This is a genomic window from Vibrio diabolicus (assembly GCF_011801455.1).
Lineage (GTDB): Bacteria > Pseudomonadota > Gammaproteobacteria > Enterobacterales > Vibrionaceae > Vibrio > Vibrio diabolicus.
On the sequence record NZ_CP042451.1, the window covers coordinates 895,905 to 917,850 of the forward strand.

The following is a 21,946-nucleotide window of genomic DNA, read 5'->3' on the forward strand; positions in this document are numbered from 1 at the left end:
TTAGGTCACCACAATATAAAGCGCCCAAATAACGTAGAAGAATACCCATGGCAGGCTTGCAATCACCAAGGCTTGCCCACGTTCAAACTCAGTCCAAGTAAGCACAACACCGTAGCCCAATACAATATACCAAGGCAGCAGTAGTGGTAGTGAGCTAGCGAACTGAGACCACTCACTGGTAAGCGGCAGTTTTAATAGACCATTGAGGCTGTTTAAATCTGCTGCGTAAGTCATCACCTGGCCATGCTTGAGCAATAGGCTCGCGTAGCTTGCGATATCGCCCAATACTGCTGGGAATAAGATTGCACACGACGCGGCAAACCACTTCCAGTAACCATATTGTTGCTTGCTTGCCTTCGTTGCAAGAAAGAACCAAAGCGCAAGCAACAGTAAGGTGGCAAAGCGGTTGAATACATCATTGATGATCGCACTTGCCATTAGCGTGTTTGGCTCTAATAGCTCAATCTGCTTTGGGTCGATTTGCTGAAACTGCGCGGCTAGTTGGTCACTAAGCCACGTGAAATCGACATTCGAAAAGTAAGCGCCCCAGAATAAAAACGGACTAAGCATCAAGAAGATGAACGGTTGCCATCCCCATCCGCCGCGTTGGTAAAGCGCTAGAAAGCAAGATGTTGGAGAACGAAAAATGTCCAACAGCATCACAAGTGGGTTGCTTGATGGGTTCATACACTTACCTTCGTTACGTCAACGTACAACTTAAGTTTTTGACCTGGTTGTAAGTATTTTTTGTTGTGTAGCGAGTTCCATTTTACGATGTCGTTTGTTTTTACTTTGAACTTGCTTGCAATGCCGCTAATGGTGTCACCGGAGCGAACGTTGTAGAAAACGGTACGGATCACAGCACCTTTGTCTGAGTCCTTCCAAATCACGAGCTTTTGACCCACACGCAATGGATCTTTAGGGCCCATGCCATTCCATTTTGCTAACGATTTATACGACACTTTATTTTCACGTGCGATTGACCACAAACTTTCTCCAGACTGAACGACGTGAGTGAGCTTGAGTTGTCCACGAGCACGTGATTGAGTCTTGCTTAATCGATTTTGTGCCGTTAGTGCGTATTTCGCATCGTCTTTTGTTGACGTCGGAATCAGTAGGTATTGGCCAATACGAATATTGTTATTCGACAGACCGTTTGCACGTCGAATCACTTTTGTGGTTGTGCCGTATTTATTAGCTAGCACACTTAAAGAGTCACCAGACTTCACCTTGTAGCGAGCGACCTTCATACCTTTACCACGGTTTTTCTCCACCTTAGTGAGAAAAGCCTCTTTTTTCTCTACCGGAATCAAAAGTTGGTGCGGACCTTCAGGCGCCGTTGACCATTGGTTGTATGCAGGGTTGTAACTTTGTAACTCTTTCACACCAATGCCGGCATAATCTGCTGCAATGGCCAGATCAAGCTGTTCTTTCGGATCGACAAGCGTTAGAACAGGTTTGTTTGGAATCGCAGGAATATTAAGTCCGTACTTGTCTTGGTTTGCGATGACGTCAGCCAAAGCTAGCAGCTTAGGAACGTAACTGCTGGTCTCTTTTGGTAAGTCCAATGAGAAGAAATCGATAGGTTTACCGAGCTTTTTATTCTTACGAATTGCGCTAGAAACACGGCCACCACCACTATTGTAAGCGGCAATTGCATGCTCCCAGCTACCATCAAAACGCTCGTTTAGTTGTACAAGGTAGTCCAGCGCGGCATCCGTTGCTGCTGCCACATCTCGGCGACCGTCATACCAGTAGTTTTGCTCTAGTCCCATCATCTTTCCGGTGCCAGGGACAAATTGCCACAATCCAGCTGCACTACCGTGTGAGTAGGCAAAGGCATCGAATGAGCTTTCCACCACAGGAAGCAAAGCAAGCTCCATTGGAAGTCCACGCTCTTCGATACGTTTTGTGATCATGTATAGAAAAGGAGTCGCACGCTTAGACACCGTGTAAAGGTGATTCGGGTGCTTTAGATACCACGTACGGTAGTAGTCCACTTTCTTATGGTTTGGGATATCCATTTCAAGTTGCATGGCGATACGTTGCCATACATCTTCTTGTTCCTGAGGGGAAAGAACTTTAGGCGCGTCGTTAGCGGATTTTTTTGCTAAAGACGATGTGTTGCCCGGTTGAGCCTTCGCTGCATTTTGTTTTGCAGTCTGCTCAGATTTATTGGTTTCTGGTGTAGAAGACGTTGAGTCTGACTGAGTCAATTGACAGCCAGATAATAACAACGCCAACGCCCAGGTATACTTCAAACGCATGGATTCAGCCTATTTAGGGCCTTTTTATCTTCACCTGCCTGTCGCGCAACACAATGTGCGTGGCAGTCGCAAGATAATAGACATCTTTTAAACACTAACTAATTAATAGAGGCAAAGAGCTTCTAAATTATGCAATGGGGAGAAATTCAAATAGATTTATATCAACCCCAAACGTAAGAGAAGCGCCAGTGGCGCTTCTCGAAAAATCAGCCCCTGATAATACTGGGGTCTTGCAAACTTACAAGCAGAAAATGGTTAAAATTCGTTCTTCCACTCACGCAAAGCCGTAAAAACCGAGCATGGATCGCTATTTTTAATGCGACTAGCAACAGATTGAACCACGTCAGGATTGGTGGTTCGCAAGAACGGATTAATCCACTTTTCTTTGCGTATTGTTGTTGGAAGTGTCGGAATGTTTAGAGCTCGCAGTCGGTTTACATCATCGCGATATTGACGGAGCTGCTCATTATCAGGCTCAACCGCTAAAGCAAACGCCACGTTACTCGCGGTGTATTCATGCGCGCAGAAGACTTGAGTTTCTTCTGGTAGAGACGTTAGCTTGTTTAGTGACTCAAACATTTGCTCTGGCGTACCTTCAAAAATACGACCGCAGCCTGCGGAAAACAACACGTCACCGCAAAACAGTTTTCCGTCTCCAACGTAACCGATATGACCTAAGGTATGGCCTGGTAAACCTAGCACCAAAAAGATTTCGCCAAATAACTCCAGTTTGTCGCCTTCTTCCATGGGGGTGGTTAGGGTTGGAATTGGCTCAGATTTCGGGCCCACAACGGCGACTTCAGGAAAGGCACGCACTAAGTCTGGAACGCCACCAATGTGATCGTTGTGGTGGTGCGTAATTAAAATCGCTTCTAAAGTTAATTCGTTAGCCTGCAAGTATTCTAACACTGGCTTCGCATCGCCCGGATCAACGACTGCGCAACGCTTATCGCTATTTTGTATCAGCCAGATGTAATTATCATTAAATGCGGGTATGCTTTTGATCTCTAACACGATTCGTTCTCCGTCACCCATTTTAGTCAGGTGGTTAATGAAACCAGCACTCAGCAACAAAACTATACCACACCCGTCGACTTGGTCAGCAATGAACAACGGTCCGTGGGTGCTTGAGTCAATCCAGACCCGACTTGATGAATGGTGTCCGAAACTCTTCGGTTACCATATGCTCAAACTGGGCGGGTTGAGCTGTGAGCTAACCAGCTGTAATTGTAACATTCAACACCAAGTCAACGTAGATATCCAGAACCCGTTGCATAATGTGATTGCAGATGGTTACGAATTGCCCTTTTTGGAAAAAAGCTTTGATGTTGTGATACTCGCTCATCAGCTCGACTATGCAAGCGATCCACACCGTTTGCTACGGGAAGTCGATAGAGTGATGATGGATGATGGTTATTTGATAATCACTGGATTTAACCCACTAAGTTTGACTGGATTAGCGAGTTTGCTTCCATGGCGTAAACATAATTTGCCTTGGAGTGGACGAATGTTTACGTCGAACCGCATCAACGACTGGTTAGGGTTACTTAATTATCAAGTGATTCATTGCGATCGTTACGCGCTGTTTCCGATGAAGCGTTACCGCACGATGTGGACATGGTTGGAAAACAGTCTCGGTGATTGGGCGTCACCTGCAGGGAGTTTGTATTACATTGTGGCAAGGAAACGAACATACCCTCTCAAGCCTATCAAACCGCATTGGCGTTTGAAGAAAAAGCTCACACCACTAGGGGTGATGAATCGAGAGGGCAATACTATGAGGAAAGAATCTCGTTAAGAGGGTTGGTAACCAGTATCTTCCTCGGTTGGGTTTTCTGCGGCGGTACGGGCTAGCTCATCACAAATTTCATTCTCACGATGACCAGCGTGGCCTTTTACCCAGTGCCATTCAACTTGATGGCGTGCAGTTTCTTTGTCTAGAGCTTGCCATAGATCGGCATTCTTCACGGGTTTTTTATCCGCTGTTTTCCAGCCACGCTTCTTCCAGTTATGGATCCACTGAGTAATACCTTGGCGCACATATTGGCTGTCAGTCGTTAAAGTGACTTTGCAAGGTTGTTTTAACGTCTGCAGCGCGACGACAGCCGCCAACATTTCCATACGGTTGTTGGTGGTTAACGTGTAGCCTTTGGAAAGCGTCTTTTCTACGTCTTTGTAACGCAATACAATGCCGTAACCACCTGGTCCTGGGTTACCTAAACAAGAACCGTCAGTGAAAATCTCAACGTGTTTGGTCATATTTTTTGGTACTATTAGCCGAAACATTTAATAAAGCATAGTCTGACATACATAACCTTATGAATACCAGCAGCAATTCTGAATATAACCGCATTGTCGTTCTCGATACCGAAACCACAGGTATGAACCGCGAGGGTGGTCCTCACTACATGGGACACCGCATTATTGAAATCGGTGCCGTGGAGATCATCAACCGTAAGCTGACTGGTCGTCACTTCCACGTTTATTTAAAACCCGATCGTGAAATCCAACCAGAAGCGGTTGAAGTTCACGGTATTACGGATGAATTCTTGGTTGATAAACCGGAATACGCGAGCGTGCACCAAGAGTTTCTTGAGTTTATTAAAGGCGCCGAACTTGTTGCCCACAATGCGCCCTTCGATACGGGCTTTATGGATTACGAGTTTGGCATGCTCGATCCTAACATCGGCAAAACGGACGACTACTGCAAGGTGACCGACACCCTTGCTATGGCGAAGAAAATCTTCCCAGGTAAGCGAAACAACCTTGATATCTTATGTGAACGTTACGGTATTGATAACTCGCACCGTACACTCCACGGAGCTTTGCTCGATGCGGAGATTCTAGCCGACGTTTACCTCTTTATGACGGGTGGTCAAACGAGTCTAGAGTTTAACGCGAATAAACAAGAGGGTGGGGTAGAAACCATTCGCCGTATTGAAGGAAGAAAAGCGCTAAAGGTTTTGCGCGCAAGTGCCGATGAACTAGAAGCTCACCAAAAAAGATTAGAGTTGGTGAACGACTGTATTTGGCATCAATAGGAGAAGCTATGCTGAGGGCTTTGTTGGTCGCGTTTTTAGCGATATGGAGTAGTCTCTCGAGTGCATCGAGTGAATCTGCTATGTCTTTGTTAGACAATCGCTTTCGAGTGGATCCAACCATCGAGCAGATCACTTTTTTAGTTTATCGTGAGCAAAGTTCTCAGCCAGTTGTTTTAGTCCGCCCTGACGGTAAAAAGTACTATGCTTGGGACGCCTACGACAATGTACGTTGGTACCAAGATGCCTCACTCGATATTATCTCCGTTGACAACCCTATGCCAGGCCCATGGCAGGCTGTGGGGAAAGTCACTCCTAAAAATAACATCCGCTTAATTTCTCACTTAAAGCTCAGCACGGATGTGTTCCCAAACCGATTATATAATGGGGAAGCGCTTAAGTTTACAGCTCGCCTAACCTCCGACGACAAACCTCTTGTACTGCGCGACTTCCTTGACCGCGTGAATTTGCGCGTGACATTTACCAAGTTTGTCGAAAATGAAGATGAGTTGATCAAAGAAGCACGTCCAGTGCCGATGGTTGTGGGTGAGTTTGCTGATGATGGCCGCGGCTTGGATGAAAAAGCAGGGGATGGTGTGTTCACTGTCCAACTACCAATAGATGTTGAGCCCGGTAAGTACCGTGCGCGAATCACCTCTGGTAATGGCGTATTCTTACGAGCGCAAGAGCAAGTCATCTTGGTTTATCCGAACCCCATTTCTCGTACTTTTATTCAGGCGCGCAATCCTGACAAACCACACCAATTGGTGGTGAGTGGTGAGCAAGGTATGATCGCGCCAGGCTCAATCGCAGTCACGGTGGAACAAGATGCACCCGATGGCTTTGTTAGCTACAGCCAAGGCCAGGTTTCTAAAGATGGAATGAGAACCACGCTGAACCTCAATAACGACGCTGAGCTTGGTAAATACGCATGGCGCGGCGAGATCTTTGCCACTGATTTTGCGACGCAACGTCCACTGGTGTTTCCTATTCCAGAGCAAACCTTCAGTGTTGTTGATGACGTTGATCTAGAAGCCGCTCGAATTGCAAAAGAAGCTGAATTAGCCGAGCAGCGCCGTATTGAAATGGAAAAGCAAATTATTGCTGAGCGGGAGGCTGAGCGTAAGCGCAGCATGATTATTATCGCGGTGGGTAACGTGATAATGCTGCTGATTGTGATCATTGCATGGATAGTCTGGCGCAAAATTAAAGCGAAGCGCGATGCCATGCCAGAGATGCAGTTAGAAGTGCCAAAGAAATAGCAGTAACACGTAAACCTAGAAACGGAGCCAATCGGCTCCGTTTTTTGTTAGCCATATTGCTACGCAACAACTTGTTTTTTGGGTCGATTGACTCCATATGCAACTACATGTGTTATTCTTTTAAAGTAGTAAAAACAGAATGAATAAGAGCTTGTCTTCTAAGTATCTATGTGACCCTACTGCAAATACTTCGTCTTTAGGAGTTTTTAGGGACATTACAAAATTATATGCTTTTGTAATGTTAGTTGTAATCACTTTAGTTACAGCAGATCTTATAACGAACTACACATTTTCGCCTTCAATCAATGGCCTGAATGAGTTTGTACTTGTTGTCCTAAAAGTGCCCGTATCAATATCTGCGGTTTATATTTCTGTTATAGGGTTGATAGCGCTCAATCATCGTTCAGAACAAACGAGAGTTCAAATTGCTGAAACTCGTGGACAAAATATATTCTCTAATCACTTCAAGCATAGAGAATACTTCATTGAATATGCAAAGGAGCTCTATCCTGAAAGGTTTAATACAAAGACAGGACGATTAATTATAATATACAGGCACTTGTTTCCTAAATCTTTAGGTGGAGATTTAACTCTAAATAATAACATTATCCATGACTTTATTGAGTGTTGTGGGTCTTTGCAGAAAATAGTTCAACAGAAGTCATTTTCAGTATCGGATTTAGCAATAAACGATTTGGATACTCTATTAAAGCTTTGCCACTCAATTGGTTATGATTGTCCCGAGTGTCAAACGCTTGATATGGATAAGCTTAGTTACGATGAAAAACCTAGACGCCTTGCTTCATGCATGTATCAAGATTTGGCTATTATTTATGATTTTCTCTCTTTCTCGGAGAATGAGCTGAAGATTGTCGAAAGCTCATTCCTTTCCCTATCAAATAGAATAAAAAGTTTAGGGTTTAAATAAATATTGAGTTTAGGTTATGTTTTATTTTTTCATAATTTCACTTCTTTACTTTTGGATTGTTTCCAATCTTTTGAAATATTAAAATTAAGGACTTTACCGGTGGCAATGGAATTATTAAACCTAGATCGTTTACCTTTACAAGGTGCGCTAGTGGAATCAGCATATAATGCCTTTGTACATGAAAAAGACGTTGTTGCTGCGGTATTGCTTGGTTCATTGTCATCAGGAAAAGGTGACCGTATTTCGGACGCTGATGTTGTTGTCTTTACTCAAAACAACTTCCATAAAGCCTCAGAGCCTTGCTTTACCCAGTTTGAAGCTAATAAAGACATTTTTTATCGCCTTGAGGGAGAGCACAACGAAAATACGTGCTTCAAAAAATACATTTTTAATGACCTAACCAGTACAGAGATTCATTGTTTAGATCTCTGTGAGCCTTTCAAACTTTCTAAGCCATTTCAGGTTTTATTTGATAAAGCTGATGTGATTGCTGGCATGGTTACTGATGAACCTGCGCCAAAGCATGAAGATTTCCCAGTTTATACCAGTGGTGATCAAGGCCTGATTTGGGAACTCTTTGATTGCATTAAGTGGTTGAGCAGAGATAACCATGATCTTGCTAAGTCCTACTTGAAAAAACTCTCTGAGAAACTCTAATTTGAGAGTTATCCCCGTTCCTCCCACTCAAGTTAGTTAGGCGGTTAGGTTATGAAATACAAAAAGCGTCAGAAGTACAAATACACTCTCCATTCTGAAGAAAAGATTGAGACTCGCATTTCAGTGAGTCAGGCGTATGACAGCCCTTTTCTTAGTTTGTCCAAACAAGGTATGTTAACGATTAAAAAGGGCTATGCTTGGGATGGAGCGAGTGGGCCAGCATTAGACACAAAAAACATTATGAAAGCTTCTTTAGTGCATGATGCTCTTTACCAACTCATGAGGGAAGAGGTGTTGCCACAAAGTGCTCGAAAGCATGCGGATATGTTGCTGAGAGAAACATGTTTAGAAAAAGGAATGTCTAGCTTCAGAGCGACTTATATCTATTATGGCGTCAGAGTTGTCGGTGGCTTCTTTTCCAGACCCGACACTTTGTGTGCTTAATGGGAACATCTTTCCAATTTTAACTGTTTATTTATACAGTTTGGTTATGTAAGCTCCAAGGTGATACAAAGGAGTCGTACATAATGATAATAAGATATGAAGAGCATGTGCCAAGCCCGAAAGAATACTGTGATATGCGTGTCAAAGCCGGGCTATCACCCAAATCGTTGAAAGCTGCTGAAATTGGTCTACCCAATTCGTTATATGGTGTATCTGTTCGGGATGAGGGAAAGCTCATTGCAATGGGTCGGGTTGTTGGTGACGGGGCGTGTAACTTCGAAATTGTCGACGTTGCCGTTGATTCTGATTATCAAGGTAACGGTTTAGGTAGAAAAGTCATGGAATACATTGACGGTTATCTTTCTTCTGTTGCACTTGAAGGCTCTTACGTTTCTATGATTGCTGATGAACCGGTCTTTTACGAAAAGCTTGGTTATAGGCTGGTGGCTCCTAAAAGCCAAGGGATGACAAAAAAGTTTAAGCCGAAGGCGTAACACGTATTCAGCTGTGCAAATAAGCAATAGAAAACAGGAGTTTAATTTCCTGTTTTCTATATTAAACTTCTACTTAAGCCACTTCTGGAATTGGTTTGGGTGGCTGCTCTAAATCAGGCTCTTTTTGAACAGTAGGAATTTGTCCCTCACCCACAGCACTGATGTAACAGCCACTAAGTTTAATGGCAAGGTACATATCGGCTCGCAGTAAGATGCCTCCTTCACTGGTGCTGATACCAGTAAGCTCACACCATTGACGTAAGCGTCGTTTCCTTCCTGCGAGGATTAAGCGTACGCCTCTCTTTTTTAAAGTATTGTGAATATCTGACAGTGTTGCCATCACACTGAGATCTAAGTGAGTAAAGCTCGATACGGCGTCGATGACAACGCAACTTGCGTCTTTGTGATGTTCTACTTGCTCTAACACTCGGCGTTTAAAGTAAGGTGCGTTGAAGTAAGTCAGCGGCGAGTTAAAGCGGTAAATCACCATTCCAGGAATAGGCGAAGCTTTTCCTGAGTCGTCGATGGTCCGAATGGTGCCTTTTTCATCCAAGCCAAGTAGCTGATCACTCGGTCGCATGACAATACGTAAAAATTGAAATAGCCCTAGCAGTACCGCTAAAGTGATCCCCGGTATTACGCCTACGATCAAAACAGAAATAAAAGTGATGATTGCTAGATAGAACGCATCTTTGTCACGAGATTTTAATTTCCAAATGGCTTTGAGATCGAGCAGAGACAAGGATGCGATGATCAACACGACACCAAGTGATGCGATGGGAATAAACTGTAAAGGCTCATAAATAAATACCGCAATAATGGCAATGGTGATTGCGGCAACAATCGAAACTAATTGAGATTTACCGCCATTTGCATCATTTACCGCTGTGCGTGAGTCAGCTCCGCTTATCGCGAAACCTTGCGAAAACGCTGAGGCAATGTTGGCAAAGCCCAACGCCTGAAACTCTTTATTTGCATCAATATCATAACCGTTTTTAGCGGCGAAACTGCGCGCGGTGAGCATCATGCTAACAAAGCTGACAATCGCAAGGTTGAGCGCCGGGACCACTAGCTCACGAACTTCACCTAGCTCAAACTCCGGCGTTTGAAACTGAGGGAAACCACCTTGAGTGAGCCCAACTACGGATACGCCCATCTCTTGTAAATGGAAAAACCAAACTGACGCGGTAGTCACGAGTATCGCCAGCATGGCAGCAGGCCAAGTTGGTCGGTAGCGTTTGGTGAGTAAATAAACGACAACCGTCACGATACTCAGAGTTACGGTAGGCCAATGAAGCTCGGTTAATCGTTGTGGAGCCTCCCATAAGCGTTCCAGCAAATAACGTTGTTCGTATTTCAAACCGACCACTTTGGCAAACTGACCAACGATAATTGTGAGAGCGACACCGTTGAGTAGACCCAAAAGAATCGGGCGAGAAAGGAAGTCTGCAAACACCCCTAACTTGAAACGACTGGCCAGTACACACCAAATACCAGTCATCGCTGTCATGGTCATAACTAACTGCCAATGTTTTGTAGGATCACCCGCGGCAAGCGGCGTAACAACGGCGGCAATCACTGCACAGGTTGCTGCATCAGGTCCGACAATGAGTTGTCGAGATGTGCCCATCATGGCGTATACCAACATTGGCAGTACACACGAGTACAGACCGACAATTGCGGATACACCGGTTAGCTGTGCATAAGCTATGGCAACTGGCAGGGCAACCGCGACAACAGAAAAGGCGGCTCTAAAGTCGTTAACAAACCATTCTTTTTGATAATGCTTAAGCTGAACAAGCCCTGGGAACCACTGTGCGAATAATATTTTAGCCAACGGATTTACCATATATGTGAGTGAGTTACTTAAAAGTATACACCGCTTGCTTGGAACGTCTGTGAGTTAGTTATCACTGGAAATCGGGGGAAGGGTCGGAGTGCGTGGATTTTATTGCGCTTGCGCAGAGGTTCTTCGTGGTGTGAGGTGTTATGAAGGCTATTCTGGTAGCAATAAAAAACGGGAGTTGTCACTCCCGTTGTATGGTTTCAGATTAGAGAGTTAAGCAACGCTATCCATCTGAGGGTATAGCGGCTTTGCGGCGAGCAATTCCGGCTCGAAGTCGTCAACGTTGATTGTATCCAGACGATGCTGTTCAGCTTCTCTTAGTAGGTCGGCTTCTTCTTGCGTGATCAAGCCTTGCTCTAGCCCTTCCTGAGCAATCATATCCAAACGTAGGAATGGACGACGTTTGCCTTGCGCTTTACATACTTTGTCGAACACTGGCTCAGCTTGAAGAATGACTGACAGGGCAAGCTCAATCTTACCTGCTGCGTTGTGCTCGGTTGGTTCAAGGTACTGACCGCGACCAATGCGTGAGCGCGTTGCACTAGGCGTTTGTAGAATGCGCGCCACTTTGCTGTCTAGTTTATCGCTTGGCGCTTTGCGTACACGACCGAATGGCATGATTAACACGCGCAGTGCACGACCAATCACTTTGTTCGGGAAGTTTGCTAAGAATTCGTCTACCGCCACTTCCGCTTGTTTCAAACTGTCTTGTAGACCCCAGTGTACTAATGGTAAATCTTCGACTGGGCGGCCATCTTGCTCAAAACGTTTCAACGTCGCAGAGCTCAAATATAGCTGGCTTAGAATGTCACCAAGACGCGCTGATAGACGCTCTTTACGCTTCAAAGAGCCACCTAGCACTGCCATTGAGATATCCGATAGCAGAGCAAGGTTTGCGCTGTAACGGTTCAATTGTTGGTAGTAACGCTTGGTTGCATCTTTGGTTGGTGATGAAGAACCTAAACCGTCGCTCAAACCAAACCAGATACTGCGCACGAGGTTACTCATGGTAAAGCTCACGTGACCAGCAAGCGCTTTATCGAACTTCTCTACAGCATCACTGGCATCAGAGTACGCGGCGTTCATTTCTTCAAGAACGTATGGATGACAGCGAATCGCACCTTGACCAAAGATGATCATTGAGCGTGTTAAAATGTTTGCACCCTCAACCGTTACCGCGATTGGCGCACCTTGGTAACCACGCGCTAGGAAGTTAGAAGGTCCCATACAGATACCTTTACCGCCTACGATGTCCATTGCGTCGATGATGCTTTGCTGACCGCGATGAGTACAGTGGTACTTCACGATAGCTGAGATTACTGATGGCTTTTCACCTAAGTCGATACCTGCCACGGTTAAGTTGCTTGCTGCATCCATCACGTAAGCATTACCACCAAGACGTGCCAATGGCTCTTCTACGCCTTCCATGTGACCGATAGGTTGTTTGAACTGGCGACGAATGCGTGAGTAAGCGCCCGTTGCCATTGCCGCAGTTTTGATGCCACCTGTTGAGTTTGAAGGTAGCGTGATACCACGACCAACCGATAGACACTCAACCAGCATACGCCAACCTTGGCCCGCCATTTTTTCACCACCGATAATGAAATCGATAGGAACAAAGATGTCTTTACCGCGCGTTGGGCCATTTTGGAAAGGCACATTGAGCGGGAAGTGTCGGTTACCAATCTCAACACCTTTGACATCAGTTGGGATAAGCGCACAAGTGATGCCAAGATCTTCTTTGTCGCCTAGCAAACCTTCAGGATCTCGAAGTTTAAATGCTAAGCCTAGTACCGTTGCGACTGGCGCTAGGGTGATGTAGCGCTTGTTCCAAGTCAGGCGCATACCCAGTACTTCTTTTCCTTCCCATTCGCCTTTACAAACCACACCGTAATCTGGAATAGAGCCAGCGTCAGAGCCTGCTTCTGGACTCGTTAGGGCGAAACAAGGGATTTCCTTACCTTCAGCTAGGCGCGGTAAGTAATGATTTTTCTGATCTTCAGTACCGTAGTGTTGCAGTAGCTCACCAGGGCCCAAAGAGTTAGGAACACCAACGGTAGACGATAGAACGCCAGAAACACCCGTTAGTTTTTGTAGTACTAGTGATTGAGCGTATGCTGAGAACTCAAGACCACCGTACTTTTTCTTAATGATCATGGCGAAGAATTTGTGATCTTTCAGGTATTGCCATACTTCTGGCGGTAAGTCTGCGAGTTCGTGAGTCACTTGGAAATCGCTCACCATGGCACACACTTCATTCACTGGACCGTCTAAAAAGGCTTGTTCTTCTGCACTTAATTTAGGTGCTTGAATTGCGTGAAGCTTTTGCCACTCTGGTTTGCCTTTAAATAGCTCGGCTTCCCACCAGACGGTACCTGCGTCTAACGCTTCTTTTTCGGTTTGAGACATAGCTGGCAGCACTTTCTTGAAAAGCGTTAATGCTTTGCGGCTTATCAAAGACTGACGTACGCCAGGAACCGCGAATACAGCGGCAGTAAGAATGTAAATCGTCCAACCAGTAACGCCAACCGCGCCTATTACTGTGAGCGCTAACATAGCTGCTGTGAGTAAACTAATAGATTTCACGAGAGACATGCGGTGGTAGAGCGTAATGCCTAGCACGACCGTCATCGTGATGATTGTGAGCAAGATGTCCATATGTATTTTCCTTTTCAGACTTTATAAGTGTTGTACGTCTGTATGTTAGGTAAGAGGTCTAACCAGTTGGTTTAAGTGTAATCAAAATATTAAGGAAATGTAAAACATAAGATTGGATAAAAAGTGATCTAAGTAGAGTTAAAGTTCTAAAGTTGCGATTTGAGTGATGGTTTCATGAGCAAGTTGACAAGTTTATTACCATCACCAATCTAAATCTGTTGGTTCACTATCGACACTAATTCTCGTTTGTGGGTAAACTCAGAGTAATCAAACCCGAGTTCAGGTTTATGAAATGTCCGATACCAAATTGGTATCAGAACAATTTGCTCAGTGAATCTAGGACTGACTGAAGCCGAAATAATAAAGAGAACGTCTTATGTACCATGATCTGATTAGAAGTGAATTAAACGAAGCTGCTGAAGTGCTCAACAAATTTTTAAGCGATGACCATAACATTGCGCAAATCGAAGCAGCGGCGAAAATGATTGCTGACTCATTCAAGCAAGATGGTAAAGTACTGTCAATGTGGTAACGGTGGTTNTCACTGTGATTCGATGCACTTTGCCGAANANTTAACAGGCCGTTACCGAGAAAACCGTCCTGGCTATGCTGGTATTGCTATTTCAGATCCAAGTCACCTTTCTTGCGTGAGTAATGACTTTGGTTATGACTTCGTGTTTTCCCGTTATGTAGAAGCCGTTGGTCGAAAAGGTGACGTACTGTTTGGTCTGTCGACTTCAGGTAACTCAGGTAACATCCTGAAAGCGATTGAAGCGGCGCAAGCGAAAGGCATGAAGACGATTGCACTAACAGGCAAAGATGGCGGCAAAATGGCAGGGCTTGCCGATATTGAAATCCGCGTGCCACACTTTGGTTATGCGGACCGCATTCAGGAAATTCATATTAAGATTATTCATATCATCATTCAGTTGATTGAAAAAGAGATGGAATAGTCGTTTCACGGCCACCTTTTCGAGCTGTGTTGTTAGGGAGTTTTTTAAATCATGTGTGAATTGCTCGGTATGAGCGCTAATGTTCCGACGGATATTTGTTTCAGTTTTACCGGGCTCATGCAGCGTGGAGGTCGAACTGGCCCACATCGTGACGGATGGGGAATTACCTTCTACGAAGGGAAAGGTTTTCGAACTTTCAAAGATCCCAAGCCAAGTTGTGAGTCGCAAATTGCAGAGTTAGTGCAAAATTATCCTATCAAAAGTCGCGCTGTCGTTAGCCATATCCGACAGGCGAATCGTGGCGGCGTTAATTTAGAAAATACTCACCCTTTTACACGTGAGCTGTGGGGGAGGTATTGGACGTTTGCGCACAACGGTCAGCTCTCAGGTTATCAAGACTTACATACGGGTCGACACCGACCTGTCGGCGAGACAGATAGCGAACTGGCCTTTTGTTGGTTACTGAAGCAAATGGAAGATCGATATCCTGAGCCGCCAAAGGACATGGAATCGGTATTCTTATATGTTGCTAAATGTTGTGATGAGCTAAGAGAGAAGGGTGTATTTAACATGCTTCTGAGTGATGGTGAGTATGTAATGACGTATTGCACCAATCACTTGTATTGGATCACGAGACGCGCACCGTTTGGTAAAGCCGCTTTGCTTGATGAAGATGTGGAAATTAACTTCCAAGAAGAAACAACGCCACATGACATTGTTTCTGTGATCGCGACTCAACCTTTAACGGGTAACGAAGCTTGGCAGCGGATGAAACCTGGCGAGTACGGCTTGTTTCACCTAGGTGAACTAGTGAAAAACAATGCCTCTGAACTGGTGAATGTGCCGTTTGCAGCGGCGAAACCGGGCAATCAGGCGCCAACTGAGCCGTTAGAATAGCGGTTAATTCGGAACAACTCGTAAAGCTCGCTTAATCGCGAGCTTTATTTTTATACGTTTTCAACCGAATGCGGATACTGGTGAACTCTCATACTTTCTAGCTTCCTAGTCTTGCTAAGGCTTGCCGGAAAGACGTAAATGGATAGAAATTTCTCATAAAACACCACGTCATTCTGAACGGTGAGGAACGAACCAGATTCAGAATTTACTTTCCGAGTGTTGTGTTACTCAAGTGGTTATGGGATTTTTTAGAATGTTGGGTTTTAGGTTTCTAGTCGCACTGCGGCTTTCTTGAATCAAGTTTATAAGTTTCAAAACAACAAAAGGCAGCTCTCAGGCTGCTCTTTTGTGTTTGGAGTTTGGTTTCAGGACTACTCATCGGAGGCGTAACCGTGTGCGCCAAGTTCTGCGCCATCTAAATAGGCTTTACCATCCTTCATGATCAACCGCTCGTCTACCAGCCACTTAGCCACCATAGGGTAGATTCGGTGCTCCTGAGCCTGAACACGTGCTGCAAGTACACTAGCATTATCGTCTTCGAACACCGGAACTTTTGCTTGCAGTATGACAGGGCCACCATCAAGCTCTTCCGTTACAAAGTGCACACTCGTACCATGTTCTTTGTCGCCAGCATCAATTGCTCTCTGGTGTGTGTGTAGCCCAGGATATTTTGGTAGAAGAGAAGGGTGGATATTGATCATCTTACCCATGTAATGAGAAACAAACTCGCTGCTCAGAATACGCATGTAGCCCGCCAGAATAATCACGTCTGGTTGGTATTCATCGATTTGACTCATTAGCTCTGCATCAAAGCTTTCACGCGAGTCGAATGCTTTAGGGTCGACAAAGTGACCGTCTACATCAAAGTTTTTTGCACGTTCTAAACCAAAAGCATCGGCTTTGTTAGAGAACACGGCTGCTACTCGTGCGTTTGGCATGCTGTTTTCGCAAGCTTCCAAGATAGCTTGCAGGTTACTTCCGTTACCCGAGATGAGGACCACAATGTTTTTTAGGGTATGGTTTTTCATGATGTCGAGAGTGCCTTGGTATTGTAGGTTAGAGTTATGTAGCTTCTAAACTACCTACTAATAGAATGGTTTTTATTGTTCTAGATAGCAAAATGAGGACCTAGTCATCTAGTGTCCTCATTCTTTTTATCTTGTGGGCTCGATTTGCAAATTATTGGATTTCAACTTGCTCTTCATTCGCGTCTGCTTGCGCGATTTGACCAATCACCCATGCGTTTTCACCTTCTTCTTGAAGAAGAGCAACCGCGGCTTCCGCTTGGTCTTTAGGTAGTGCAACGATTAGACCCACACCACAGTTGAACGTACGGTACATTTCGTGTGTGTCGACGTTGCCTTTCTCTTGTAGCCACTTGAAGATCACTGGCCATTCCCAGCTGTTACCATCGATAACTGCTTTTGTGCCTTCAGGCAGCACACGTGGGATGTTTTCCCAGAAACCACCACCAGTGATATGAGAAATCGCATGGATGTCGTGTTTCTCAATCATCTTAAGTGCTGATTTGATGTAAATCTTAGTTGGTTCTAGTAGGTGCTCACCGATAGTGCGACCTGCTAGTTCTTCGTTCTTATCTGCACCAGATACTTCTAGGATTTTACGGATAAGGGAGTAACCGTTTGAGTGTGGGCCGCTTGAGCCAACAGCGATAAGTGCATCACCAGCAGCGACTTTCGTGCCGTCGATCACGTCTTCTTTTTCGACTACGCCAACACAGAAACCAGCAACGTCGTAGTCTTCGCCTTCATACATGCCAGGCATCTCCGCAGTTTCGCCACCAATTAGGGCGCAACCTGCTTGAACACACCCTTCAGCGATACCTGAAACAACATCCGCTGCGGTATCAACGTCTAGTTTGCCTGTTGCGTAATAATCTAGGAAGAACAGTGGCTCTGCGCCTTGCACGATAAGATCATTTACACACATCGCAACAAGGTCGATGCCGATAGTGTCGTGCTTGTTCATATCCAGTGCTAGGCGAAGCTTAGTACCTACGCCATCAGTACCAGAAACCAGTACAGGTTGTTTGTATTTGGTTGGCAATTCGCATAGCGCGCCAAAACCACCGATACCACCCATAACTTCAGGGCGACGAGTACGTTTTACCGCACCCTTAATACGATCCACAAGCGCGTTGCCTGCATCAATATCTACACCAGCGTCTTTATAGCTAAGAGAAGAGTTGTTACCACTCACAGGGAAGTCCTCGGTATTAAGTTGGATATGAAAACGGCGCTATTCTAACAGTGCTTAAACATAGATAGCAAACGTTTGCGTCTGTTTTTTTCTTTAGTGATTTATCCTGATATCCCTGTAAAAATCATGTATAATCTGAAGGTTTGTTTAAATATTGCCAACTATAGCCGGAGATGGACATGAAAGTTGTTGAAGTAAAGCACCCTCTAGTAAAACATAAAATTGGTCTAATGAGAGAAGGTGACATCAGCACAAAACGTTTTCGTGAGTTAGCGACTGAGGTCGGTAGCCTACTTACTTACGAAGCAACGTCAGACTTTGAAACAGAAAAAGTGACCATTGATGGTTGGAACGGTCCGGTAGAAGTAGACCAAATTAAAGGTAAAAAAGTAACCGTAGTACCAATCCTACGTGCAGGTCTAGGCATGATGGACGGTGTTCTTGAGCACATGCCAAGCGCACGTATCAGTGTTGTTGGTATTTACCGTGATGAAGAAACACTTGAGCCAGTTCCTTACTTCAACAAGCTTGCTTCTAACATCGATGAGCGTATTGCGCTTGTTGTTGACCCAATGCTTGCAACGGGTGGTTCTATGATTGCTACGATTGATCTTCTAAAAGAGAAAGGTTGTAACCAAATCAAAGTGTTGGTACTTGTTGCTGCACCAGAAGGTATTGAAGCGCTAGAAAAAGCACACCCAGATGTGGAGCTATACACTGCGGCAATCGATGAGAAGCTAAATGACAAAGGCTACATCGTACCGGGTCTAGGTGATGCAGGTGATAAGATCTTCGGTACTAAGTAATTCTTTAATGTATTACTACGACTGAACAGAAAAAACAAAGGCTTGGTGAAAACCAAGCCTTTTTTTATATCTATAATACGAGAAGAATAAAATGCGCCACTCAGTAAAGCAGCGCAGACGCACTATTTCGCGTTCTCTTCTTCCATTTGTGCGTTATCTACAACGTGGTTTTCACCTAAATCGTTTGGTAACACAAGGTTAAGAATAATTGCCACGATACCGCATAGGCTCACACCTTGTAGGCTGAACTCACCAATACCGAAAGCCATACCGCCAATACCAAATACAAGTGTTACGGCAACGATCACTAGGTTGCGAGACTTATGTAAATCAACGTTATTCTTGATCAGTGTGTTGAGGCCTACTGTGGCGATAGAGCCGAACAACAGAATCATGATACCGCCCATGACAGGTACTGGAATCGTTTGAAGAACCGCGCCTAGCTTACCTACCAATGCAAGTACGATTGCAGTGATCGCAGCCCAAGTCATGATCACAGGGTTAAATGCTTTGGTTAGCATTACCGCTCCTGTAACTTCACTGTAAGTGGTGTTTGGTGGAGCACCCACCATCGAGGCTACGATAGTTGCCACCCCGTCACCTGCGATTGTGCGATGAAGGCCAGGTTTTTTCAGGTAGTTTTTACCTGTGACGTTTGAGATAGCAAGCATGTCACCTACGTGCTCTACCGCAGGTGCGATAGCGACAGGAATCATGAACAAGATTGCGTTTATGTTGAACTCTGGCGCGGTGAAGTTTGGCATAGCTAGCCAAGCCGCTTGTGCTACTGGAGTGAAATCAACCACCCCGTAGAATAGAGAAACAGAGTAACCTGCAAGAATACCACCGACAATTGGAACGAGCTTCAAAAAGCCTTTTGCAAACACGCTTAGTACAATGGTTGTGAGCAGTGAGACCGCCGAGATGATGATCGCAGCATCACCATTAACAAGCTGTGCAGCACCATCACCGGTTTTCCCTACCGCCATGTTCACTGCTGTTGGAGCAAGGCCAAGACCAATCACCATGATCACAGGACCAACGACAACAGGCGGGAGAATTTTATGGATAAATCCAACACCACGCACTTTGATCATCGCCCCTAGAGCCACATAAACCAGGCCCGCTGCCATTAAGCCGCCCATCGTTGCGCCGATACCCCAAGTTTGGATACCGAACATAATAGGAGCAATAAACGCAAAAGAAGAGGCAAGGAAGATGGGAACAGAACGTTTAGTCATTAATTGGAAGAGGAGAGTACCGACACCGGCACCAAAGAGGGCGACATTTGGATCAAGGCCAGTTAGCAGCGGCACAAGCACCAAAGCACCAAAAGCGACAAAGAGCATTTGAGCGCCTTGTAACGCGTTTTTCATAATAATTCCCTATTTTCAAGATACGCAGACAAATCCGGCGAATACTATCATCCAGCAATCGTTTGCAACGTTGCATGGATCAAACTTTCGATTGAATCTTTCCCATAAATAGCGTTTTTGCGAGTTAGTTGCTTGCAAATTGGCCTCTTTTACGAGTCTTGCGTGACGATGAAAAACAACGCTAGAGTGCTCGTTGAGACCCGAGTTAACAAAGCTGGTCATAATACAGACAATTTACTCAGTACTTACCTTGCTCAAGATTTGATAGTTGCTTATTATTCGGGTTCTTGTTCAGAGGATTATAAAAACTATGCGCTATTTAGCTCTCTTACTGATAGGTTGGTTGTCCCTACCAGTATATGCATTAACTCAGGTGGATATCTATCGTGCCGAAGTGGTTATCGACAGTGAGCAGAACGACGGTGAGTCTCTGGCTCGTCAACAAGGTATGCAGGATGTGATTGTTCGAGCGACCGGTTCTCAATCCTCTTTAAGCAATCCAGTGATTAAAAAGGCACTTGGTTCAAGTGCGCGTTACATTTCCCAACTGAGCTATGGGCAGGTTGATGGAAAAGCGAGCTTAAAAATGTTGTTTAACAGTGACCAAATCAGCTCGCTTTTAACACAAGCACAATTGCCATCTTGGTCGCCAAATCGCGCCAATATTTTGGTTTGGATGGTGGAAGAGCAGAGCTACGATCGTAATATTGCTTGGGAGCATTCCGACTCTTCAAACGTTGTAGCACTTCGCAGTGCTGCGAAATCGAGAGGCTTGCCGATCACGATCCCGGTTGGTGATTTTGATGATGTAACTGGTGTTAATGTTTCTGATCTTTGGGGCGGCTTTATTGAGCCAATTGGCCAAGCGAGCCAGCGCTACCCAGCGGATGCCGTTTTAGTTGTGCGCGCTCAAGGTGAACAAATTCGCTGGACGTTATACGATCAATCACCAATGAGAATTGTTGAAGCACAGCGCTCTCCGCGTAACGGTTCCGCATCAGGCGCCAATGCCATTGCTGAGATGGTTGATGGCATCGCTGACTACTACGCGAGTAAGAGCGCAGTGGTAGTATCTGGAAAATCTTCAAAAGCGTTGGCGGTGAAAGTCCTTAATGTAACGTCTGCCACGGACTTCTTCCGTTTAGAGAATGCGTTAAAACAACTTAATTCGGTTGCGGGTACGGAAATTAAGCGTGTCCAAGGTGATGAGCTGACGCTCAACATCCATCTTTTGGCATCTCAACAAGCTTTTGAGAAAGAAGCTTCTTCTATTTCTCAATTAATGGTTTTTGAAGATCCTTTGGGTGAAGTTGATGCCCCAGCTTTAACTCAAGAAGCAGAGCCAATTGCTCCGATGAATGAAGCTAAAGATACAGCTATGGTAGAAAAAGTGCAGTCTGAAGTGCCTGCGGATATCGCGGCGGAAGCAAAGGACGAAACGCACCCAACTCAGCCGATGATTGTGGAGCCTGTCCGAGAACAGTATGACTTGATCTACGAGTGGCGCTCGGCATCGTAATCGCATTGATAGCTTTCCAGGCGTAAAGCGCAAGGATCAAACACCAATGTGGTAAGCGTAAAAAAGAGTCGCAATAGCGACTCTTTTTGTTTTCTAAATTCGTATTCGAACCAATGCTCAGTGATTGATTGCGATTGGCGTTATTTATTGAATTTCGCTTTTTCTTCTTTTTCTACTTGAGAGAGGCGCTTCAACTTAAGACCTAGCTCTTTGCCTCTCGCTCTAGCAAACAAAATATTGCCAGCGAAACCGAGTGAAGTCAGGAGCAACTCTACTGCCGCAAGCCAACGTTCTCCACCATCCACATAAAGGATGGTCAGCGCATGCAAGAAATACAGCATAAGAACAAAGTTAGCCCAAGCATGAGTGTAAGGCTTACCAGCCAAAATACCAGGCAACGGAAGTAATAGCGGAATACACCAAGCAATAGCAAGTGTTGTGCTGCTAAGGTGAGGGTGAGGGGACAACGCAAGCTGCCAAATTGCGACCCAGGCTAATAAGGCTAAGTTGCCAAATAAAGCTAGGTAACGATAGGTTTTAGCCTGTGTACCGAGTGGTGTTTGGTCTAAAGAGTCAGACAT

20 protein-coding genes and 1 pseudogene are annotated in these 21,946 nt (G+C 45.1%); 11 read left to right on the plus strand and 10 right to left on the minus strand.

All coding sequences use genetic code 11. The features are described 5' to 3' along the window. The 3 genes from FR741_RS04250 to gloB all read right to left on the minus strand — a co-directional run bounded on the left by FR741_RS04250 (position 1) and on the right by gloB (position 3,281). A complete protein-coding gene (locus tag FR741_RS04250) occupies positions 1 to 687 on the minus strand; it encodes a YIP1 family protein (protein ID WP_053809793.1) in 687 nt (228 codons plus the stop codon). Then, positions 684 to 2,267, minus strand: coding sequence for a lytic transglycosylase (locus tag FR741_RS04255; RefSeq protein ID WP_167426318.1), 1,584 nt, complete (start codon positions 2,265 to 2,267; stop codon positions 684 to 686). Before FR741_RS04255 ends, FR741_RS04250 begins: the two co-directional genes overlap by 4 nt. Positions 2,268 to 2,522: 255 nt before the next feature. Continuing rightward, positions 2,523 to 3,281: a hydroxyacylglutathione hydrolase gene (gene gloB / locus FR741_RS04260; protein WP_006741673.1), complete on the minus strand. Its 759-nt coding sequence runs from the start codon at positions 3,279 to 3,281 to the stop codon at positions 2,523 to 2,525. Between the two features lie 37 nt (positions 3,282 to 3,318). On the opposite strand from gloB, the gene FR741_RS04265 reads away from it, so the two are divergent. Beyond that, a complete protein-coding gene (locus FR741_RS04265; RefSeq protein WP_012841508.1) occupies positions 3,319 to 4,065 on the plus strand; it encodes a class I SAM-dependent methyltransferase in 747 nt (248 codons plus the stop codon). Here FR741_RS04265 and rnhA read toward each other — a convergent pair. After that, positions 4,062 to 4,526 carry a ribonuclease HI gene (gene rnhA / locus FR741_RS04270; RefSeq protein WP_012841509.1) on the minus strand — a complete coding sequence of 155 codons (465 nt, stop codon included), beginning with the start codon at positions 4,524 to 4,526 and terminating at the stop codon, positions 4,062 to 4,064. The two genes, FR741_RS04265 and rnhA, sit on opposite strands and share 4 nt — an antisense overlap. Positions 4,527 to 4,585: 59 nt before the next feature. Between rnhA and dnaQ the strand changes: the two genes are divergently transcribed. The 6 genes from dnaQ to FR741_RS04300 all read left to right on the plus strand — a co-directional run bounded on the left by dnaQ (position 4,586) and on the right by FR741_RS04300 (position 9,090). Further along, a complete protein-coding gene (gene dnaQ / locus FR741_RS04275; protein ID WP_005380385.1) occupies positions 4,586 to 5,308 on the plus strand; it encodes a DNA polymerase III subunit epsilon in 723 nt (240 codons plus the stop codon). Positions 5,309 to 5,316: 8 nt separating this feature from the next. Further along, complete coding sequence (locus tag FR741_RS04280) at positions 5,317 to 6,567, plus strand: TIGR03503 family protein (RefSeq protein WP_167426319.1); 1,251 nt, start codon at positions 5,317 to 5,319, stop codon at positions 6,565 to 6,567. A 139-nt stretch (positions 6,568 to 6,706) separates the two neighbouring features. Further along, positions 6,707 to 7,495, plus strand: coding sequence for a hypothetical protein (locus FR741_RS04285; protein WP_167426320.1), 789 nt, complete (start codon positions 6,707 to 6,709; stop codon positions 7,493 to 7,495). Between the two features lie 105 nt (positions 7,496 to 7,600). Continuing rightward, positions 7,601 to 8,152: a hypothetical protein gene (locus FR741_RS04290; protein WP_167427067.1), complete on the plus strand. Its 552-nt coding sequence runs from the start codon at positions 7,601 to 7,603 to the stop codon at positions 8,150 to 8,152. 51 nt (positions 8,153 to 8,203) lie between these two features. Further along, a complete protein-coding gene (locus FR741_RS04295) occupies positions 8,204 to 8,596 on the plus strand; it encodes a DUF1353 domain-containing protein (protein WP_167426321.1) in 393 nt (130 codons plus the stop codon). Between the two features lie 83 nt (positions 8,597 to 8,679). Continuing rightward, positions 8,680 to 9,090: a GNAT family N-acetyltransferase gene (locus tag FR741_RS04300; protein ID WP_167426322.1), complete on the plus strand. Its 411-nt coding sequence runs from the start codon at positions 8,680 to 8,682 to the stop codon at positions 9,088 to 9,090. Positions 9,091 to 9,163: 73 nt separating this feature from the next. On the opposite strand, the gene FR741_RS04305 is transcribed toward FR741_RS04300, so the two are convergent. Next, on the minus strand, positions 9,164 to 10,939 hold the full coding sequence (locus tag FR741_RS04305; RefSeq protein ID WP_006741676.1) for a SulP family inorganic anion transporter: 1,776 nt from the start codon (positions 10,937 to 10,939) through the stop codon (positions 9,164 to 9,166). Positions 10,940 to 11,149: 210 nt separating this feature from the next. Beyond that, positions 11,150 to 13,594, minus strand: a complete 2,445-nt coding sequence (fadE, locus tag FR741_RS04310) for an acyl-CoA dehydrogenase FadE (protein WP_167426323.1) — start codon at positions 13,592 to 13,594, stop codon at positions 11,150 to 11,152. Between the two features lie 376 nt (positions 13,595 to 13,970). Here fadE and lpcA point away from each other — a divergent pair. Both lpcA and FR741_RS04320 read left to right on the plus strand, forming a co-directional pair. Then, positions 13,971 to 14,547, plus strand: a pseudogene (gene lpcA, locus FR741_RS04315) (D-sedoheptulose 7-phosphate isomerase). 51 nt (positions 14,548 to 14,598) lie between these two features. Next, positions 14,599 to 15,444, plus strand: a complete 846-nt coding sequence (locus tag FR741_RS04320) for a class II glutamine amidotransferase (protein ID WP_006741678.1) — start codon at positions 14,599 to 14,601, stop codon at positions 15,442 to 15,444. A 371-nt stretch (positions 15,445 to 15,815) separates the two neighbouring features. Here FR741_RS04320 and purN read toward each other — a convergent pair whose 3' ends face one another. Together purN and purM are read right to left on the minus strand one after the other, a co-directional pair. Continuing rightward, positions 15,816 to 16,472 carry a phosphoribosylglycinamide formyltransferase gene (gene purN, locus FR741_RS04325; protein ID WP_145473579.1) on the minus strand — a complete coding sequence of 219 codons (657 nt, stop codon included), beginning with the start codon at positions 16,470 to 16,472 and terminating at the stop codon, positions 15,816 to 15,818. A 151-nt stretch (positions 16,473 to 16,623) separates the two neighbouring features. Next, positions 16,624 to 17,664, minus strand: coding sequence for a phosphoribosylformylglycinamidine cyclo-ligase (gene purM, locus FR741_RS04330; protein WP_167426324.1), 1,041 nt, complete (start codon positions 17,662 to 17,664; stop codon positions 16,624 to 16,626). Between the two features lie 179 nt (positions 17,665 to 17,843). Between purM and upp the strand changes: the two genes are divergently transcribed. Then, positions 17,844 to 18,470, plus strand: a complete 627-nt coding sequence (upp, locus tag FR741_RS04335) for a uracil phosphoribosyltransferase (RefSeq protein ID WP_041852906.1) — start codon at positions 17,844 to 17,846, stop codon at positions 18,468 to 18,470. 122 nt (positions 18,471 to 18,592) lie between these two features. Here the strand turns inward: upp and FR741_RS04340 are convergent, their stop codons facing one another. Continuing rightward, positions 18,593 to 19,846 (minus strand): uracil-xanthine permease family protein, encoded by a 1,254-nt coding sequence (locus tag FR741_RS04340; RefSeq protein ID WP_167426325.1) that lies wholly within the window; start codon positions 19,844 to 19,846, stop codon positions 18,593 to 18,595. A gap of 310 nt (positions 19,847 to 20,156) precedes the next feature. On the opposite strand from FR741_RS04340, the gene FR741_RS04345 reads away from it, so the two are divergent. Then, positions 20,157 to 21,365, plus strand: coding sequence for a DUF2066 domain-containing protein (locus FR741_RS04345; RefSeq protein ID WP_167426326.1), 1,209 nt, complete (start codon positions 20,157 to 20,159; stop codon positions 21,363 to 21,365). A gap of 140 nt (positions 21,366 to 21,505) precedes the next feature. On the opposite strand, the gene FR741_RS04350 is transcribed toward FR741_RS04345, so the two are convergent. Continuing rightward, on the minus strand, positions 21,506 to 21,946 hold the full coding sequence (locus FR741_RS04350; protein ID WP_012841511.1) for a DUF2069 domain-containing protein: 441 nt from the start codon (positions 21,944 to 21,946) through the stop codon (positions 21,506 to 21,508).

Excerpts from the sequence above, each read along its gene's own strand:
- purN (WP_145473579.1), bottom strand. The coding sequence starts at position 16,472 with ATGAAAAACCATACCCTAAAAAACATTGTGGTCCTCATCTCGGGTAAC.
- FR741_RS04290 (WP_167427067.1), top strand. The coding sequence starts at position 7,601 with ATGGAATTATTAAACCTAGATCGTTTACCTTTACAAGGTGCGCTAGTG.
- FR741_RS04265 (WP_012841508.1), top strand. The coding sequence starts at position 3,319 with ATGAAACCAGCACTCAGCAACAAAACTATACCACACCCGTCGACTTGG.
- FR741_RS04305 (WP_006741676.1), bottom strand. The coding sequence starts at position 10,939 with ATGGTAAATCCGTTGGCTAAAATATTATTCGCACAGTGGTTCCCAGGG.
- FR741_RS04295 (WP_167426321.1), top strand. The coding sequence starts at position 8,204 with ATGAAATACAAAAAGCGTCAGAAGTACAAATACACTCTCCATTCTGAA.
- fadE (WP_167426323.1), bottom strand. The coding sequence starts at position 13,594 with ATGGACATCTTGCTCACAATCATCACGATGACGGTCGTGCTAGGCATT.
- upp (WP_041852906.1), top strand. The coding sequence starts at position 17,844 with ATGAAAGTTGTTGAAGTAAAGCACCCTCTAGTAAAACATAAAATTGGT.
- FR741_RS04340 (WP_167426325.1), bottom strand. The coding sequence starts at position 19,846 with ATGAAAAACGCGTTACAAGGCGCTCAAATGCTCTTTGTCGCTTTTGGT.
- FR741_RS04255 (WP_167426318.1), bottom strand. The coding sequence starts at position 2,267 with ATGCGTTTGAAGTATACCTGGGCGTTGGCGTTGTTATTATCTGGCTGT.
- FR741_RS04345 (WP_167426326.1), top strand. The coding sequence starts at position 20,157 with ATGCGCTATTTAGCTCTCTTACTGATAGGTTGGTTGTCCCTACCAGTA.
- FR741_RS04280 (WP_167426319.1), top strand. The coding sequence starts at position 5,317 with ATGCTGAGGGCTTTGTTGGTCGCGTTTTTAGCGATATGGAGTAGTCTC.
- FR741_RS04350 (WP_012841511.1), bottom strand. The coding sequence starts at position 21,946 with ATGTCTGACTCTTTAGACCAAACACCACTCGGTACACAGGCTAAAACC.
- FR741_RS04285 (WP_167426320.1), top strand. The coding sequence starts at position 6,707 with ATGAATAAGAGCTTGTCTTCTAAGTATCTATGTGACCCTACTGCAAAT.
- FR741_RS04250 (WP_053809793.1), bottom strand. The coding sequence starts at position 687 with ATGAACCCATCAAGCAACCCACTTGTGATGCTGTTGGACATTTTTCGT.
- FR741_RS04300 (WP_167426322.1), top strand. The coding sequence starts at position 8,680 with ATGATAATAAGATATGAAGAGCATGTGCCAAGCCCGAAAGAATACTGT.
- rnhA (WP_012841509.1), bottom strand. The coding sequence starts at position 4,526 with ATGACCAAACACGTTGAGATTTTCACTGACGGTTCTTGTTTAGGTAAC.
- dnaQ (WP_005380385.1), top strand. The coding sequence starts at position 4,586 with ATGAATACCAGCAGCAATTCTGAATATAACCGCATTGTCGTTCTCGAT.
- FR741_RS04320 (WP_006741678.1), top strand. The coding sequence starts at position 14,599 with ATGTGTGAATTGCTCGGTATGAGCGCTAATGTTCCGACGGATATTTGT.